The following is a 16,166-nucleotide window of genomic DNA, read 5'->3' on the forward strand; positions in this document are numbered from 1 at the left end:
AGAACAATATGACAGCTGAATTCAACGCAAAATCCACCGCCGACGAGGTGCTTGCCGGCGTCGATCTCAAAGGCAAGCGCTTCCTGGTCACCGGCGCCGCGTCCGGCATCGGCCTGGAAACCGCGCGCGCACTGGCGGCGCGCGGTGCCGACGTGGTCGGCGCGGTGCGCGATCCGGCGAAAGCCGAGGCGGCCACGGCGCCGGTGCGCGACGCCGCGTCGCAGGCCGGCGGCAGCCTGAGCCTGATCGCGCTCGACCTGGCCTCGTTGCAAAGCGTGCGCGCCGCCGCCGAGCGCTTGCTGGCCGATGGCCGCCGCTTCGACGCCATCATCGCCAACGCCGGCGTCATGGCGACGCCGTTCGGCCTGACGGTCGACGGCTTCGAAACCCAGTTCGCCACCAACTACCTCGGCCACTTCGCCCTGGTCAACCGCATCGAACCGCTGCTGGCCGATGGCGGACGGCTGGTGGTGCTGTCGTCGCAGGCGCATCGCGTCGCCGATGTCGATCTGGACGATCCGAATTTCGAACACCAGGAATACGCTCCCTTCGTCGCCTACGGCCGCTCGAAGACCGCCGGCACGCTGTTCGCGGCGGAGTTCGACCGCCGCCATCGCGCGCGCGGCATCCGCGCCGTGGCGGTGATGCCGGGGAACAGCCTCACCGATTTGCCGCGCAACTTCTCGCCGCAGGAATTGCAAGGCCTGTTCGAAACCGTCGGCAAGGCGCGCGCCGAGGCAGGCCTGCCGCCGGGCGAGCTGAAATCCATCCCGCAGGCGGCCGCGACCTCGGTCTGGGCTGCGGTGGTGGCGAACAAAGATGAGATCGGCGGGCACTATCTGGAAGACTGCGCCATCGCGCCGGTCAACGACACGTCGAATCCGTTCGCCGACGGCGTCCGCCTGTACGCGCTGGACGCCGTCAGCGCCGCGCGGCTGTGGGCGAAAAGCGTCGAGTGGGTAGCGTAACCCCCAGCGGCATCATCGCCACAATAGGGCACCATCGGCGGCCGCAACTGCTGGCCAACCTGGCCGCCGCGCGGCGCCCATAATAGGCGCCTAGGCGCCCGCCCTGGCCAGCGACGCCCGCAAGGTGACGCTGACCGGGTAGTTGCGCGTCACCGGCCGCTGCAGGTCGTAGCAGCGGTTCAGCAAATCGCTGACGCCGTTCTGCGTCATCTCGCGCCATGGCATGTGCACCGTGGTCAGGCGCGGCGCGGAGAACTCGGCGCTGGGCGTATCGTCATAGCCGATCACCGACAGCTCGTGCGGCACGCGGATCCCCGCCTCCTGGAAATACGACAGCGCCCCGACCGCCATCTCGTCATTGGCGCAGAACATCGCGCTGGCGCGGTGGCCCGACTCCATCAACTCCTTGGCCGCCGACCAGCCGCCGGCCGGCGAGAAGTCCTTTTCCACCATCCACATGTTGTCCGTGTCGATGCCGGCCTCCTTCAGCTCGCGCATGAAGCTGGCGATCCGCACCACGTTGTCGGGCAGACTGGCCGGGCCCGCCACGACGGCGATGTCGCGGTGGCCGTGGTCGAGCAAGGCGCGCGCCGCCATCTTGCCGCCCAGCGTGTGGTCGACCGTGAAGCAATGCGCGGCGATGCTGTCGAAGCCGTGGTTGAGCACCACCATCGGCGTCGGCGCCGGCCCCAGCGCGGCGATGTCCTCCTCCAGCAGCACGTTGGTCATCAGGATCAGGCCGTCGCAGCCGCGCTCGATCAGGAACTCGGTGCCTTCGATCGCCTGCTGGCGCGCGCCGCCCAGGCCGGCGCCGAAGGCCACCACCATGTGCAGGCCGGCCGCGCGCAGCTCGGTGTCGATGATCTGCAGGATGGGCGTGTAGAAGGTGCCGCTCAGCACCGGGATATAGACGCCGATCATCCGGCTCGATCCCGACAGCAGCGAGCGCGCCGCGTGCGAGGGCCGGAAGCCCAGCTCGTCGATGGCCGCGCGCACCTTGGCCAGCGTGGCCGCCGACACCGATCCCTTGCCGCTGACCACGCGCGAGGCCGTGCCCAGTCCGACGCCCGCGAGGCGGGCCACGTCTTTAATGGTCGCCACGTTTTTGCTTTTTCACATAGGTCATGATGTTCAAGAAAGTATCCGTCCAGTAGGTTGTGCGATGTTCCGCCAGATACTTTAACAGTTCCTCGTGCGCTTGCGCGCTGGTCGTCAGGTAGTCGCCGCCGACGCCGTGGAAAGTGAAGTTGACCATCGTGCCCTTGGCCGCGCCCTGCTCCACCAGCGCGATCAGTTCCTTGCCGCTGAGCCCGACCGGCGCCAGCACCGTCACCGCGTACGGATCGAGCGCCGCCATCGAGGCCGTCACCGCGTCGCCGCCGCCGGCCTTGATGGCGACGAAGTCCGGCGCGATCGCCGCCAGGTAGCTGGCGCCGCCGGCCACGCCGCCCGCCATCACATCGCCGCACGGCACGGTATACGTGCGCTCGCGCTTGCCGTCGATGGCGTACAACATGGTGTTGGCGACCGCCACCTGGTCGCGCATCTGCGCCACGCTGGTGGTGTCGAGGTCGCGCTGCGGCTGCACCCATTCATGGCCGGGCGCCTTCAGCGAGCACTGGTGGAACAGGCTGTGGTTGCCCAGCTCGTGGCCGTTGCGGGCCGCCGCGCGCCACGCCGTCATGCGCCGGTCCACGGCCGGATTCGACAGTTGCAGATAAAAACTGCCCTTGAGCTGGTATTTGTCCAGCGCCGGAATGGCGTGGTCGAGCTGGGAATCGAGCGCGTCGTCGTAGGCCAGGCTGACCGCCGCCCGGGCGCCGTTGGGCCAACGGAAGGCCTCAGCGCCGGCCGCCGCCGACGCGGATTGCTGGAGCGACAACAAGGCCGCCGCCATCGTCAAATAACTCGCTACTTTCATGAGCAGTGTCTCTTTTTGGAAACGTTACCAGATCATGGTGCCCGGGCTTCTCCCCTATGTCAACGAAAACCTGTGCACGTTTTTGCGGCATTGCAAATTGACTTTGAAATTCGATCGGTGCTATATTTGCCACATTGAATGGAAACCTTTCCAAGTGTCTTTCCAGGCAGACAGCGCAGGCGAGACAGGGCGGGCAGTGGCAGAGAGCTGTTTTTAAAGCTGATTATAAAAACATAGGAGACAACATGTATTATCCGAAGGCACGACAAAAATTAATGACCCTGGCTGTGGCCAGCGCCTGCGCGGCGGCCGCCGCACCGGTGTTCGCCCAGGAAGCGCCGGTGGCCAAGGCCGGCGAGGACGTCCCTGTCCAGAGCGTGGTCGTCACCGGCCTGCGCGCGTCGCTGTTCTCGTCGATGAACCTGAAGCGCAATTCCGACGGTATCGTCGACGGGATCGTGGCCGAGGACATCGGTAAATTCCCCGACACCAACCTGGCCGAATCGCTGCAACGCATCTCCGGCGTGTCGATCGACCGTTCGATCGGCGAAGGCTCGAAGATCACCGTGCGCGGCGTCGGCCCCGACTTCAATCTGGTGCTGTTGAACGGCCGCCAGATGCCGACCTCCAATCTGGGCGACCTGAACGGCCGCGCCTTCGACTTCGCCAACCTGGCGTCGGAAGCGATCTCGCAGCTGCAGGTGTATAAAACCAGCCGCGCCGAATCGCCGACCGGCGGCATCGGCGCCACCATCAACGTCATGACCGCGCGTCCGTTCGACCGTCCGGGCCTGCATTCGAGCGTCGGCGTCAAGGGCGTGTACGACAGCTCCAACGACAACCTGCCGGGCGACATCAAGGCCAGCAACTCGTTGACGCCGGAACTGTCGGGCATCTACTCGAACACCTTCGACAACAACAAGTTCGGCGTCGCCGTCTCCGGCAGCTACCAGGAACGCAACCTGGGCTACAACACCGCCGCCGTCTCCAACGGCTGGAAAGGTCCGTTCCGTGGCGATGAAAACAACTGGGGCACCATCCCACAAGGCAACACCGGCATCACCAACCGTCCGGGTCCGACCGACCTGTACTCGGTGCCGCAAAACCTGAACTACAACTTCAACGGCGTCAAACGCCAGCGCACCAACGCCCAGCTGACGCTGCAATACAAGCCGGTCGACACGCTGGTCACCACGCTGGACTACACCTACTCCGAAAACAAGATCCAGACCAAGCGCAACGACCTGTCGGCCTGGTTCAACTTCGGCCCGTCGACCAGCTCGTGGACCAAGGGTCCGGTCTCCAGCCCGCTGGTGTACACCGAGCAAATCCCCGCCGGCAACAGCGACATCGCGATGGGCGCGGCCGACTTCGCCACCAAGACGCAAAACAAATCGGTGGGCTTCAACGCCATCTGGAAACCGACCAAAGACCTGCGCTTCGAGCTCGACACCCACCGTTCGACCGCCACCTCCGGCGCCGACAGCCCGTTCGGTTCGAGCAACGTGCTGGGCACCTCCAGCTTCAGCCGCGGCGACACCAGCGCCGACTTCAGCAAGGACTTCCCGGTGCTGAGCATTTCCGGCGCCGACTTCGTCAAGGCCGGCCAGCAGGTCACCGGTTCGAACTTCACCAACTCCTACATGCGCGGCGAGGTCGAGCAGACCCAGGTCAAGGGCGCGTGGAAAGTGCTGGAAGCGTCCGAGCTGAAATTCGGCCTCGGCGACACCAAGGTCGACAACCGCTCCGCGTTCTCCAACAACCAGCGCGACACCTGGGGCGGCGCCACCAAGGCGTCCGATTATCCGAGCAACGTGTTCCACAAGGAATCGGTCAGCCAGTACTTCGACCAGATCAGCGGCCACAACAACCCGGCGCTGTTCAACCAGTTCTACACCTTCAACTTCGACCAGGTGCGCAAGCTGGCGGCCGCCGCCTCGGGCCTGCCGAACCTGTACCTGCCGAAGAACACCTTCGACAACGACTCCCGCACCGAGGAAAAAACCAAGGCCGGCTACATTCAGTTCAACACCGACTGGGACACCAGGTTCCCGATCCGCACCTCGATCGGCGGCCGCTACGAAACCACCGACGTGGTCTCGACCGCGCTGGTGCCGGCGGCGGTGGACATCCGCTGGGTGTCGCAGAACGAATTGCCGATCACCTTCGGCGATCCGACCTTCACCACGCTGACCGGCAAATACCACCACTTCCTGCCGAGCTTCGACTCCGACATCGAGCTGACCTCGTCGCAGAAGGCACGCTTCAGCTACGGCGAAACCATCGGCCGTCCGCGCTACGACCAGATCCAGGGCGGCACCACGCTGAACTCGCTGGTGCGTACCGACGGCGGCACCGGCAACGCCGGCAATCCGGCGCTGAAACCGGTCAAGTCGAAGAACTTCGACCTGTCCTACGAGTGGTACTACGGTCAGCAGAACTTCTTCTCGCTGGGCTACTTCAAGAAGAACCTGGAGAATTACGCCGGCCAGTCGCAAGTCGTCGGCACCCCGTTCAACCTGCACACGCCGGTCGGCGGCGCGCTGTGGAACGAGGCCTTGGCCAATGGCTGCGCGGGCGCGGACACCACCTGCATCCGCAACTACATCTTCCGCAACCATCCGACCGCGCCGGGCGTGACGCGTGGACCTGATGCGAACGGCAACGCCACCGGCACCATCGTCGGCCAGCCGAACGATCCGATCGCCAACTTCCGCATCACCTCCTTCTCCAACCAGAAGAAGGCCAGCCTGAACGGCCTGGAAGTGAACTTGCAGCACATGTTCGGCAACAGCGGCTTCGGCGTGTCGACCAACTACACGTATGTGCACTCGAACCTGAAGTACGACAACGCCAAGCTGGGCGAGCAGTTCGCGCTGGTCGGCCTGTCCAACTCGTCGAACGTGGTCGGTATCTACGAAGACAAGAAATGGACCGCGCGTCTGGCCTACAACTGGCGCGGCGAGTTCCTGGCGTCGACCTTCGACGGCGCGGGTCCGAATCCGCAATACGTCGAAGCGTATGGCCAGGTGGACGTCAGCGTGGGTTACAACTTCAACGAGAAGCTCAGCTTCCAGCTGGAGGCGATCAACCTGACCAACGAAATCCAGCGCGTGCACAGCCGCACCAAGCAGCAGCTGGAATCCGTCACCCAGTCCGGTCCGCGCTACATGATCGGCGCGCGCTACAAGTTCTAAGCCGAACCTGTCGCGATCCAAAAAGCCGCTGCCAGTCAGCGGCTTTTTTCGGTTAAACTTCAAGCAACTTCTTCTAGGTTAGAAACATGATCCGACGCATCGTGATTGTGGGTGGCGGCTCGGCCGGCTGGTTGACGGCCGGGCTGATCGCGGCCGGGCATCAAGGCTCGCCGGTGCAGGTCACCCTGATCGAATCGCCCGACATCGCGCCGATCGGCGTCGGCGAAGGCACCTGGCCCAGCATGCGCGACACGCTGCATCGCATCGGCGTGTCCGAATCCGATTTCTTCCGCGAATGCGACGCCTCGTTCAAGCAGGGCTCGCGCTTCAACCGCTGGGTCGACGGCGCCGAGGACGATTACTATTTCCACCCCTTCGTGCTGCCGCAAGGCTACGGCGAAGTGAACCTGCCGGAGCAATGGCAGGCGCAGCATCCGGACGTGCCGTTCGCCGACCTGGTCAGCTTCCAGCCGCACCTGTGCGTGCACGGCCGCGCGCCGAAGCAAGTGATGACGCCGGAATTCGCCGCCGTCGCCAACTACGGCTACCACCTGGACGCCGGCAAGTTTGGCACCTTCCTGCGCAAGCATTGCCTGGAAAAACTGGGGGTGCGCTACGTGCCGGACAACGTCACGGCCGTCAATCCGGCCGACAACGGCGACATCGCCTCCCTGCAGACGCAACAGCACGGCGCGCTCGAAGGCGACCTGTTCATCGACTGCACCGGCATGCAATCGCTGCTGCTGGGCCAGCACTACGGCATTCCGCTGATCCCGCAAAAGCACGTGCTGTATAACGACTCGGCGCTGGCGGTGCAGATTCCCTACCCGAGCGACAACCACCCGATCGCCTCGCAGACCTCGTCCACCGCGCAAAGCGCCGGCTGGATCTGGGACATCGGCCTGCCGACCCGGCGCGGCGTCGGCCACGTCTACTCCGGCGCCCACATCAGCGACGACCAGGCCGAGGCCGAGCTGCGCGCCTACATCGTCCAGACCGGCGGCCCGCGCGACATCCCGCAACCGCGCAAGCTGAGCTTCAATCCCGGCTACCGCGAAAAATTCTGGCACCGCAACTGCGTCGCCATCGGCCTGTCGGCCGGCTTCATCGAACCGCTGGAGGCGTCGGCGCTGGCGATCGTGGAGATGTCGGCGGCCATGGTCGGCGACGACCTGCCGGCCACGCGCGCCGCGATGGACATCGTCGCCAAGCGCTTCAACGAAGCCTTCACCTACCGCTGGGAACGGGTGATCGACTTCCTCAAGCTGCATTACGTACTGAGCCGCCGCCGCGACACCGCCTACTGGCGCGATAATACGTCGCTGGTGCCGGAGCGCCTGGGCGAGCTGTTGACGCTGTGGCGCCACCGCGCACCGTCGCGCAGCGACTTCTACCGCATCGAAGAGGTCTTCCCGTCGGCCAGCTATCAATATATTCTGTACGGCATGGGCTATCGCAGCGAATTCAGCGGCGTGGCCAGGCCGCAACAGGCGGCCGCTGCGGACGGGTATTTCCAGGAAGCTGCTACATTAACGAAAAAAATGCTGGGCGCGCTGCCCGACAATCGCGCGCTCATCGACCATATCAAGCATCATGGCTTGAAAAAAATATAAAGAGACGATATGCCTAAATCAGTGTTGTTGAACAATGTAGACCACAAAAACCTGCGCGTCATCACCCGTCGCGGCGCCGAATTCGGCGACAACCAGATGTTGACGCCCACCTTCCCGTCCGAATTCCGCGACGTGCAGGCCTGCTACCCGATCGTGTTCCGCAAGACCACGGACGGCCTCGGCTTCGAGCCGGTGGCGCTGTTCGGCTTCCAGGAGGGCGAAAACCTGTTCCTCAAGGATGGCCGCTGGGATGCGCTGTACCTGCCGATGCTGGTCGAGCGCCAGCCGTTCCAGATCGGCATCAGCGGCGACGAGCTGATGGTGCATATCGATCTCGACAGCCCACGCGTCAGCGATGCCGACGGCCTGGCCGTGTTCAAGGAGCACGGCGGCAACAGCGAATTCCTGGAGCAGTCGACCTCGCTGCTGGGCGCCATCCACCAGGGCCTGCAAGGCTCGCCGGCCTTCCTGGCCGCGCTGCTGGAGCATGAGCTGCTGGAAAGCTTCGTGCTGGACGTGGAACTGGACGACGGCTCGCAGAACCGCCTGGTCGGCTTCTACACCATCAACGAAGACCGCCTGGCCGCGCTGGGCGGCGACGCCATCGCCAGGCTGCACCTGGCCGGGCTGCTGCAACCGATCTACCTGGCGATCGCCTCGCTGTCGAATTTCCGCGCTCTCATCGAGCGCAAGAACGCCCTCCATGCCTAAAGCTATCCGCGAGATCGCCGGCCTGGGTCCGAACGACCTGGGCGACGAGATCCTCACATCCACCCAACCGTTGATCCTGCGCGGCCTGGCCGCGAGCTGGCCGATGGTGCGGGCGGGCATCGCCTCCGACCGGGAAGGCGATGCCTACCTGCGCCGGCATTATCAAGGCGCCACGGTCGGCGCCATGCTGGGCGGGCCGGACTCGGCCGGCCGCTTCTTCTACAACGACGACCTCAGCGGCTTCAACTTCTACCCGGTGCACGCCAAGCTGACCGCCGTGCTGGACGAGATCATCGCCAAGCGCGAGATGAATCCTGCGCCGACGGTCTATGTCGGCTCGACCACGGTCGAGACCTGCCTGCCCGGCTTCCGCGAGCACAACGACCTCGGCCTCGGCGGCCGCGACGCGCTGATGAGCATCTGGATCGGCAACCGCACCCGCATCGCCGCCCACTACGACGTGCCGGACAACATCGCGGTGGTGGCGGCCGGTCACCGCCGCTTCACGCTGTTCCCGCCGGCGCAGCTGAAGAACCTGTACGTCGGCCCGCTGGACTTCACGCCGGCCGGCCAGGCGATCAGCCTGGTCGACATGCTCAAGCCCGACTTCGAGCGCCACCCGAAATACGCCGAGGCGCTGGAGCACGCGCACAGCGCGACGCTGGGGCCGGGCGACGCCATCTTCATCCCGTCGATGTGGTGGCACCATATCGAGGCGCTGGACCCGTTCAACGTGCTGGTCAACTACTGGTGGCGCCAGTCGCCGGACTGGATGGACACCCCGACCAACGCGCTGATGCTGGCCTTCCTCACCATGCGCGACCTGCCGGCCGAGCAGCGGCTGGCCTGGCAGGAGATCTTCCGCCATTACATATTCGAAGCCGACTCAGACACGGCCGCACACATCCCGACCACAGCACACGGCGTCCTGGCGCCGCTGGATGACGACGGCGCCCGCGCGCTGCGTGCGCAATTGCTGAAGAAAATGAACCGCTAACAATTCAGGAGACAAGACATGCGTGACCCGAACAATCGTCAACCCATCCGCCGCGTCGTCATCGTCGGCGGCGGCACCGCCGGCTGGATGGCGGCGGCCGGCATCTCCAAGGTGCTGGGCAAGCTGCTCGACATCAAGCTGATCGAATCGGACGAAATCAGCACCGTCGGCGTCGGCGAAGCGACGATTCCGACGCTGATCAACTTCCACAACCTGCTGGAGATCAACGAGCAGGAATTCATGGCCGAGACCCAGGCCACGTTCAAGCTCGGCATCAGCTTCGAAAGCTGGCGCGACGTCAAGCAGGACTACATCCACTCGTTCGGCATCACCGGCACCGACCACTGGACCGCCGGCTTCCAGCACTTCTGGCACAAGGGCGTCGAGCGCGGCCTGGCCAGCGACTACGGCGACTACTGCCTGGAGCTGAAGGCGTCCAAGGAGCACCGCTTCGCCCACCTGCCGAACAACGGCATGAACTACGCCTACCATCTCGACGCCAGCCGCTATCACAAATACCTGCGCCGCTTCAGCGAGCCGCGCGGCGTGCAGCGCATCGAAGGCAAGATCGTCAGCTACAACAAGCACGACAACGGCGACGTACGCTCGGTGGTGCTGGAATCGGGCCAGGAAATCGAAGGCGACCTGTTCATCGACTGCTCCGGCTTCCGCGCGCTGCTGATCGGCGACGCGATGCAGGAACCGGTCGAGGACTGGTCGGAATGGCTGTTCTGCGACCGCGCCATCGCGGTGCAGACCGAAGCGGTGGCGGACGCCGTGCCGCTGACGCGCTCGATGGCGCACTCGGCCGGCTGGCAATGGCGCATCCCGCTGCAGCACCGGGTCGGCAACGGCATCGTGTTCTCCAGCCGCCACCTGGACGAGGAAAGCGCGCAGAAGCAGCTGCTGGCCAACGTCGAAGGCAAGGCCTTGATCACACCGCGCGTGATCAAGTTCAAACCCTGCCAGCGGCGCAACACGTGGAAGGGCAACGTGGTCGCCATCGGCCTGTCGAGCGGCTTCCTGGAGCCGATCGAATCGACCAGCATCCACCTGATCCAGCGCAGCATCATCCGGCTGATGCAAGCCTTCCCGTCGGACGGCATCCAGCAATCGGACATCGACGAGTACAACGCCCAGTGCAACCGCGAGATCGACCACATCCGCGACTTCATCATCCTGCACTACCACGTCAACAACCGCACCGACTCGCAGTTCTGGATCGACGCGCGCGAGATGAGCATCCCGGCCTCGCTGCAGCACCGCATCGACCTGTTCCGCGAAACCGGCCGCGTGTTCCGCATCCCGAACGAACTGTTCGCGGAGAACTCGTGGATCCAGGTGATGCTGGGCCAGGGCATCATGCCGAAGTCGCACCACCAGACCGCCGACCTGATGGGCGACGCCGAACTGAAGGGCTTCCTCGGCAGCATCAAGTCCGCCGTCGACCGCACCGTGGTGCAGTTGCCGACGCACCAGGCCTACGTCGAACGCTACTGCGGCCGTCCGGAGTCGGCAAGCAAGGCCGCTTGATCCGGCCCCTGCCACGCGTATTTTTGCAGGCTGGCGGAGTTGCCGAGGATGGCGACTCCCTCGGCCTGTAATTTTTTTGCCTGGTCGGGAACGATATCCAGCAAGCCGCCGCGCGCGTTGACGATGCGGTGCAGCGGCAAGTCGCCGCCCGCGCTGCGCCGGATATAGCCCGGCAGCGCGCGCACGAAGCTGTCGGCGACGCCCATGGCGATCGCCACGTCGGCGTAGCGCACCACGCGGCCACACGGCACCGTCGGTAAAAAATCCAGAAATTTTTGGTAAGGCGATTCCGGCAGCGCCGGATATCTGTCCGCGACCAGCGCGATGGACTCGCCGACGCGCAGCGCGCCGCCGGCGACAACAACGCCCAGCACGCCGCGCCGGTGCAACAGCCCGGACAAACGCGGCGCCAGATGCGCGATGCGCCGGCACGGCTCGCAAAACATGGTCAGCCGGATCTCGACGCCGGAAGCGCCCACCAGCGCCGCGCCGGGCCGGAACAGCGCCGGCCGGTCGCACGCGATTACGATGTTTTCCATCAAGGCGCCGGGCGCGATGCCCAGGCTGTCGAGTTCCGACGTCAGCGTCACCAGCACCTGGCGCGGACTGAGGCGGTTGGCGTGCACGTCGCCGTCGATGCCGACGCCTGCCGTGCAGTGCACCACCGTCGAGGCCACGCCGGCTTCGCCGCGCGCGCGCTTCAGGTAAAGGCGCTGTATGGTTGCCGTGGCCTGCATCGGCGCTCGAACTCCGCGCGGCTCGCGCCGGCGGAAGTTCGCTTACTTGGCGACCACCACGCCGCAGGCGAGGCGCTTGCCGGAGTTGCCGGTCGGCTGGGTGACGAAGTCGTCGGCGTCGGCGTGCACGATCAGGCCACGGCCGACGATGTTGCCGGCGGCGCCGTCGTCCAGCGAGATCTGGCTGACCGGCACGCTCAGCTTCAGCACCGCCTTGCCGCTGGCGTCCGCCGTCAGGTTGCCGAAGTCGCCGCCGTGGTGGGCCGTGTGCGCCGGATCGCCGTGCTGCTGGCTGCCCGGATTGAAGTGGCCGCCGGCGCTGGTGCCGTCCGGCGCGCTGCAATCGCCTTTTTCATGCAGGTGGAAACCATGCACGCCGGGCGTCAGGCCCTTGATTTCGGCGTCGATCATCAACTTGCCATCCTGCTGTTTAAAACTGGCCTTGCCGCTGACGGCGCTGCCTTGGGTCGGCTTGAGTTCGGCCTGGGCGCTGGTGGCCGCTTGCGCCACACCGGCGGCGGCAAGCGCCAGGCAAACCGCCATCAGGCGGGAGATCGAGGAAACGCGCATTATGGTTCTCCAAAAAGAAAATAATCAGAACGCTATTGTTGCACTACTTTTATGATTTGTGCGCGCCCTTCGATCTCAGTTATAGTGATCCCGTGGCAAGCAGCCCGCCTTGTCCGCCTTTTTTCGACCTGCGAGGAAATGAGAATGAAAAAACTGTTCGTTGCCAGCCTGCTTTTCCCGTTAAGCCTGTCGCTGAGCGGCGCCGTGTTCGCCGCCGAGCCGACGGCGCAGCAAAACAAGATGAAAACCTGCAACGCCGAGGCCACCGGCAAAAGAGGCGATGAGCGCAAGGCCTTCATGAAGGAATGCCTCAGCGCCAAACCCGCCGCCTCGCCGGAACCGAAACTGACGCAGCAGGACAAAATGAAAAAATGTAACGCGGACGCCACCGGCAAAAAAGGCGACGACCGCAAGGCCTTCATGAAGGAATGCCTCAGCAACAAATAAGCCCCGTCCTCCAGCACGCCATCCCAACGGATGGCGTTTTTTTATGGGCCAAAATATTTCTCTGGCACATTAATTGCTTAAAAAGTATTCTTTCCAAAACCATGTGAAAGTAATGAACACCACCAACGACGCCAGCTCGGACATATTCCTACCCCATATGCCCGATGTAGCCCGCTGCGAACAAGCGCTGCGGGAACTGAATCAGATGTGGCGGCTTATCGAGTCCTCCGCAAAGATGAATTGCCCCACCGAAGCCCGGCTGCTGTTGCCGGCGATGGTGGCCACGCGCACCGGTTTCGCGCACCTGGAACAGGCGCTGGTCGCCAACCTGGTGCAGGAGAAAGTGCGCCATGTGCTGGCCAAGCTCGGCACCCAGGCGCGCTATGCGATCGACATCCTGGTGCGCAACCTGTTCGAGCGCACCGCCGATGTCGGCTTCCTCGCCACCGACGCCGACCTGTGCCGCTTCGTCGCCGGGCTCGATGCCGCGGGCGGCGCTGAAAACGATGCCATGGACGCCGCGCGGCGCCGCCTGGCGTCCTACCGCGACAAGTACACCGTCTACGACGAGATCGTGCTGCTCGACCTCGACGGCCGGGTGCTGGTGCAGGCGGACACGGCCACGCCGCTCGGCCGCAGCGCCGATCCGCTGCTGCGCCAGACGCTGGACACCGACGGCTATGTCGAAACCTTCCGCGCCACCGACCTGCGTCCCGGCAAACCGCGCGCGCTGGTGTACTCGCACCGCATGCTGCATCCCGAGACCGGCGAGCCGGCCGGCGTGCTGTGCCTGTGCTTCAACTTCGAGCAGGAGATGGACGCCATCTTCGCCGCCTACCGCGATCCGTCGCACCGCGCCAACATGCTGCTGCTGGACGCGCACAACCGCGTCATCAGCAGCGCCGATCCCTTGTGGATCCCGGCCGGCGTGCAGGTGCCGACCAATCCCGACGGCCAGCCCCGGCTGCTGATGTTCGGCGGCCGCGAATACCTGGTGCGCACCTTCGGCTCCGAAGGCTACCAGGGTTATCCCGGCCCGGCCGGCTGGAAGGGCCAGCTGATGATCCCGGTCGACCTGGCGTTCCGCGACACCGGCGCCGGCTCGGCCACGCTGGCCGGCGTCGATCCGCAGCTGATGCAAGGGCTGCTGTCGCACGCCGAAGCGTTCAGCCCGCAGCTGCATGAGCTGATGAGTTCGGTCACCCGCACCACCCGCACCATCGAGCGCATCGTCTGGAACGGCAAGGTCACCAGCGCCGCCAGCGATGCCACCCAGGCCAACGGCAGCCACAGCGGCGGCGTCAACAAGCTCAACACCGTGCTGGACCAGATCACCGAGACGGGCGAGCGCAGCGACGCGCTGTTCTCGCGCTCGATCCAGGACTTGTACCAGACCGTGCTGACGTCGAGCATCAGCGAAGCCGAGCTGACCTCGCAGCTGCTGGTCGACATGTTGGACCGCAACCTGTACGAGCGCGCCAACGATTGCCGCTGGTGGGCGCTGAGCGCGCAACTGCGGCGCGGCCTGGCGCAGCCGTCGGTGGAACAGACCCAGGCCATCGCCGACGTGCTGGCCTACATCAACAGCCTGTACACCGTCTACGCGCGGCTGTTCGTCTACGACCGCGCCGGCCGCATCATCGCCAGCACCGGCGACCAGGACGCGGTCGGCGGCCACGTCGACGCCGACACGCTGACCCGCGTCTGCGCCCTGCGCGGCGAGCTGGATCACTACGCGCAACCGTTCGCGCCGTCCGCGCTGTACGGCGGCGCGCCGACCTTCATCTACCACGCCGCGATCCGCCACCCCGAGCAGGGCGCGACCGTGGTCGGCGGCATCGGCATCGTGTTCGACGCCGGCCCGGAACTGCGCAACATGCTGCGCAGCGGCGTGGCGGGCCGCGCCAACATGCAGGCCTGCTTCGTCACGCCGTCCGGGCGGGTGCTGGCCGGCACCGCCGACGGCTGCCGGCCCGGCGACCAGCTCGAGCTGGACGCCGGCCTGCTGGCGCAGGCGATGGCGCGGGCCGGCAACGAAGCCGGCGGCGTGGCGCGCATCATGCAGCACGACGGCCAGTACGTGATCGCCGCCTGCACCCGCGCCGGCGGCTACCGCGAATTCCGCGCCGGCGACGGCGTCGAGGAACCGGTGCTGGCGGTGCTGCTGCAATCGTTCGGCCCGGTGCGCGAGGGCCTGCGCCAGGCGCAGCCGGCGGTGCGCATCGAGCGCCGCAGCGACACCGGCCCCGACTTCGCCATCTTCTACGCCGGCCGCACGCTGATGGCGCTGCGCGCGGCGCAGATCCAGGAGGCGGTGCCGTTCGCCAAGGTGCAGAAGGCGGCCGGCAACAACCCGGCCCGGCTCGGCATGCTGGACGTGCCGCTGGCCGGCGGCAAGAAGCACTTCGTCTGGGTGTTCGACCTGGCGCTGCTGGCCACCGGCAAGCCCGGCGTGGCCACCGAGAGCAGCCAGGTGATGCTGGTGCACCTGGGCGAGAGCACCATCGGCCTGATGGTCGACGACCTGCATTCGGTGCACCAGTTCGACGCCGCCGACATGACCGGCTCGCCGCTGGGCAGCGACGACAGCGCGATGGCGCCGCGCCTGATCAAGGCCAACCAGGGCAATCTGCTGATCCAGGAAATCGACATCGAGCGGCTGTTCGCGCGGCTGCGAACGTAGCCGCCACGCAACAGAAGCCGGGATTTATGCAGTTCGTCGCAAAGTTGTCGGCGCAGGGGAACAAGTTCAGTAAAATTAACCTTGTCATAATTGTTAACCTTACCAAGGAATTCCCATGCGCCGTTCCGTTGCCGCCGTCCTGATCCCCGCCCTGTTCGCCCTCAGCGCCTCCGCGCTGGCGGCCGAATCGGTGCGCTCGTTGCCGTCGTTTATCGCGGTCAACGCCAAGGGCGCCTTCGCCATGACGGTGGAGGTGGGCAAGGCGCAGTCGGTGACGGTCAGCGGCGACGACCAGTTCGTCGCCGCGCTGCGCACCGCCGTGGTCGACAACGAACTGCAGATCACCATGCCGGACAAGAGCTTCAAGTCGACCAAGGGCGATCCGCGCATCACCATCACGCTGCCGGCGCTGAGCCGGGTCAAGGTCGAGGGCGCCGGCGAGACCATCCTCAACAAGGTCAACACCGACCGCCTGGACATCAGCTACCTGGGCGCCGGCCACCTGGTCGCCAACGGCAAGGTCAAGTACCTGCGGCTGAACGCCAAGGGCGTCGGCGAGGTCGACACCAAGGACTTGCGCGCCGAACGGGTCGACGTCAATTTCGAAGGCATGGGCAACGTCAGCGTCTACGCCACCGACCTGCTGAACGCCGTGGTCAAGGGCATGGGCTCGATGGAGTACTACGGCAAGCCGAAGACCATCAACAAGTCGGTGGCCGGCATCGGCAGCGTCAGCGCCGGGGACTAATCATTGCCGCAGTGACACGAAGTGCGATTGAGGTTACTATC

13 protein-coding genes are annotated in these 16,166 nt (G+C 65.4%); 9 read left to right on the forward strand and 4 right to left on the reverse strand.

The genetic code is table 11. The features are described from left to right. Window positions 1-8: 8 nt before the first annotated feature. Window positions 9-968 (forward strand): SDR family NAD(P)-dependent oxidoreductase, encoded by a 960-nt coding sequence (locus tag GW587_RS00830; RefSeq protein WP_166097466.1) that lies wholly within the window; start codon window positions 9-11, stop codon window positions 966-968. 90 nt (window positions 969-1,058) lie between these two features. On the opposite strand, the gene GW587_RS00835 is transcribed toward GW587_RS00830, so the two are convergent. Continuing rightward, on the reverse strand, window positions 1,059-2,069 hold the full coding sequence (locus tag GW587_RS00835; RefSeq protein ID WP_166097467.1) for a LacI family DNA-binding transcriptional regulator: 1,011 nt from the start codon (window positions 2,067-2,069) through the stop codon (window positions 1,059-1,061). Continuing rightward, complete coding sequence (locus tag GW587_RS00840; protein ID WP_207393299.1) at window positions 2,056-2,889, reverse strand: polysaccharide deacetylase family protein; 834 nt, start codon at window positions 2,887-2,889, stop codon at window positions 2,056-2,058. The genes GW587_RS00835 and GW587_RS00840 overlap by 14 nt, the downstream gene beginning before the upstream one ends. 275 nt (window positions 2,890-3,164) lie before the next feature. On the opposite strand from GW587_RS00840, the gene GW587_RS00845 reads away from it, so the two are divergent. From GW587_RS00845 to GW587_RS00865, 5 genes are all read left to right on the forward strand, one after another. Beyond that, window positions 3,165-6,086, forward strand: a complete 2,922-nt coding sequence (locus GW587_RS00845) for a TonB-dependent receptor (RefSeq protein WP_229259240.1) — start codon at window positions 3,165-3,167, stop codon at window positions 6,084-6,086. An 86-nt stretch (window positions 6,087-6,172) separates the two neighbouring features. Beyond that, entirely contained in the window at window positions 6,173-7,699 is a 1,527-nt protein-coding gene (locus GW587_RS00850; RefSeq protein WP_166097470.1) for a tryptophan halogenase family protein, read from the forward strand. 9 nt (window positions 7,700-7,708) lie between these two features. Then, window positions 7,709-8,410: a SapC family protein gene (locus tag GW587_RS00855; protein WP_166097471.1), complete on the forward strand. Its 702-nt coding sequence runs from the start codon at window positions 7,709-7,711 to the stop codon at window positions 8,408-8,410. Continuing rightward, window positions 8,403-9,407 (forward strand): cupin-like domain-containing protein, encoded by a 1,005-nt coding sequence (locus GW587_RS00860; RefSeq protein ID WP_166097473.1) that lies wholly within the window; start codon window positions 8,403-8,405, stop codon window positions 9,405-9,407. Before GW587_RS00855 ends, GW587_RS00860 begins: the two co-directional genes overlap by 8 nt. 18 nt (window positions 9,408-9,425) lie before the next feature. Continuing rightward, window positions 9,426-10,940, forward strand: a complete 1,515-nt coding sequence (locus tag GW587_RS00865; protein WP_166097475.1) for a tryptophan halogenase family protein — start codon at window positions 9,426-9,428, stop codon at window positions 10,938-10,940. On the opposite strand, the gene GW587_RS00870 is transcribed toward GW587_RS00865, so the two are convergent. Together GW587_RS00870 and GW587_RS00875 are read right to left on the reverse strand one after the other, a co-directional pair. Further along, window positions 10,901-11,677 (reverse strand): MGMT family protein, encoded by a 777-nt coding sequence (locus GW587_RS00870; protein WP_166097477.1) that lies wholly within the window; start codon window positions 11,675-11,677, stop codon window positions 10,901-10,903. The genes GW587_RS00865 and GW587_RS00870 overlap by 40 nt on opposite strands. Window positions 11,678-11,719: 42 nt before the next feature. Further along, complete coding sequence (locus tag GW587_RS00875) at window positions 11,720-12,247, reverse strand: superoxide dismutase family protein (protein ID WP_229259241.1); 528 nt, start codon at window positions 12,245-12,247, stop codon at window positions 11,720-11,722. 144 nt (window positions 12,248-12,391) lie between these two features. On the opposite strand from GW587_RS00875, the gene GW587_RS00880 reads away from it, so the two are divergent. The 3 genes from GW587_RS00880 to GW587_RS00890 all read left to right on the forward strand — a co-directional run bounded on the left by GW587_RS00880 (window position 12,392) and on the right by GW587_RS00890 (window position 16,125). Continuing rightward, window positions 12,392-12,694, forward strand: a complete 303-nt coding sequence (locus tag GW587_RS00880; protein WP_166097479.1) for a PsiF family protein — start codon at window positions 12,392-12,394, stop codon at window positions 12,692-12,694. A gap of 112 nt (window positions 12,695-12,806) precedes the next feature. Further along, window positions 12,807-15,377 (forward strand): chemotaxis protein CheW, encoded by a 2,571-nt coding sequence (locus GW587_RS00885; RefSeq protein WP_207393300.1) that lies wholly within the window; start codon window positions 12,807-12,809, stop codon window positions 15,375-15,377. A 115-nt stretch (window positions 15,378-15,492) separates the two neighbouring features. Then, window positions 15,493-16,125: a GIN domain-containing protein gene (locus tag GW587_RS00890; protein ID WP_166097481.1), complete on the forward strand. Its 633-nt coding sequence runs from the start codon at window positions 15,493-15,495 to the stop codon at window positions 16,123-16,125. Window positions 16,126-16,166 lie beyond the last annotated feature (41 nt).

The organism is Duganella aceris, from assembly GCF_011090165.1.
Taxonomy (GTDB): domain Bacteria; phylum Pseudomonadota; class Gammaproteobacteria; order Burkholderiales; family Burkholderiaceae_D; genus Rugamonas; species Rugamonas aceris.

Excerpts from the sequence above, each read along its gene's own strand:
- GW587_RS00865 (WP_166097475.1), top strand. The coding sequence starts at position 9,426 with ATGCGTGACCCGAACAATCGTCAACCCATCCGCCGCGTCGTCATCGTC.
- GW587_RS00870 (WP_166097477.1), bottom strand. The coding sequence starts at position 11,677 with ATGCAGGCCACGGCAACCATACAGCGCCTTTACCTGAAGCGCGCGCGC.
- GW587_RS00875 (WP_229259241.1), bottom strand. The coding sequence starts at position 12,247 with ATGCGCGTTTCCTCGATCTCCCGCCTGATGGCGGTTTGCCTGGCGCTT.
- GW587_RS00860 (WP_166097473.1), top strand. The coding sequence starts at position 8,403 with ATGCCTAAAGCTATCCGCGAGATCGCCGGCCTGGGTCCGAACGACCTG.
- GW587_RS00890 (WP_166097481.1), top strand. The coding sequence starts at position 15,493 with ATGCGCCGTTCCGTTGCCGCCGTCCTGATCCCCGCCCTGTTCGCCCTC.
- GW587_RS00855 (WP_166097471.1), top strand. The coding sequence starts at position 7,709 with ATGCCTAAATCAGTGTTGTTGAACAATGTAGACCACAAAAACCTGCGC.
- GW587_RS00885 (WP_207393300.1), top strand. The coding sequence starts at position 12,807 with ATGAACACCACCAACGACGCCAGCTCGGACATATTCCTACCCCATATG.
- GW587_RS00840 (WP_207393299.1), bottom strand. The coding sequence starts at position 2,889 with ATGAAAGTAGCGAGTTATTTGACGATGGCGGCGGCCTTGTTGTCGCTC.
- GW587_RS00830 (WP_166097466.1), top strand. The coding sequence starts at position 9 with ATGACAGCTGAATTCAACGCAAAATCCACCGCCGACGAGGTGCTTGCC.
- GW587_RS00845 (WP_229259240.1), top strand. The coding sequence starts at position 3,165 with ATGACCCTGGCTGTGGCCAGCGCCTGCGCGGCGGCCGCCGCACCGGTG.
- GW587_RS00850 (WP_166097470.1), top strand. The coding sequence starts at position 6,173 with ATGATCCGACGCATCGTGATTGTGGGTGGCGGCTCGGCCGGCTGGTTG.
- GW587_RS00880 (WP_166097479.1), top strand. The coding sequence starts at position 12,392 with ATGAAAAAACTGTTCGTTGCCAGCCTGCTTTTCCCGTTAAGCCTGTCG.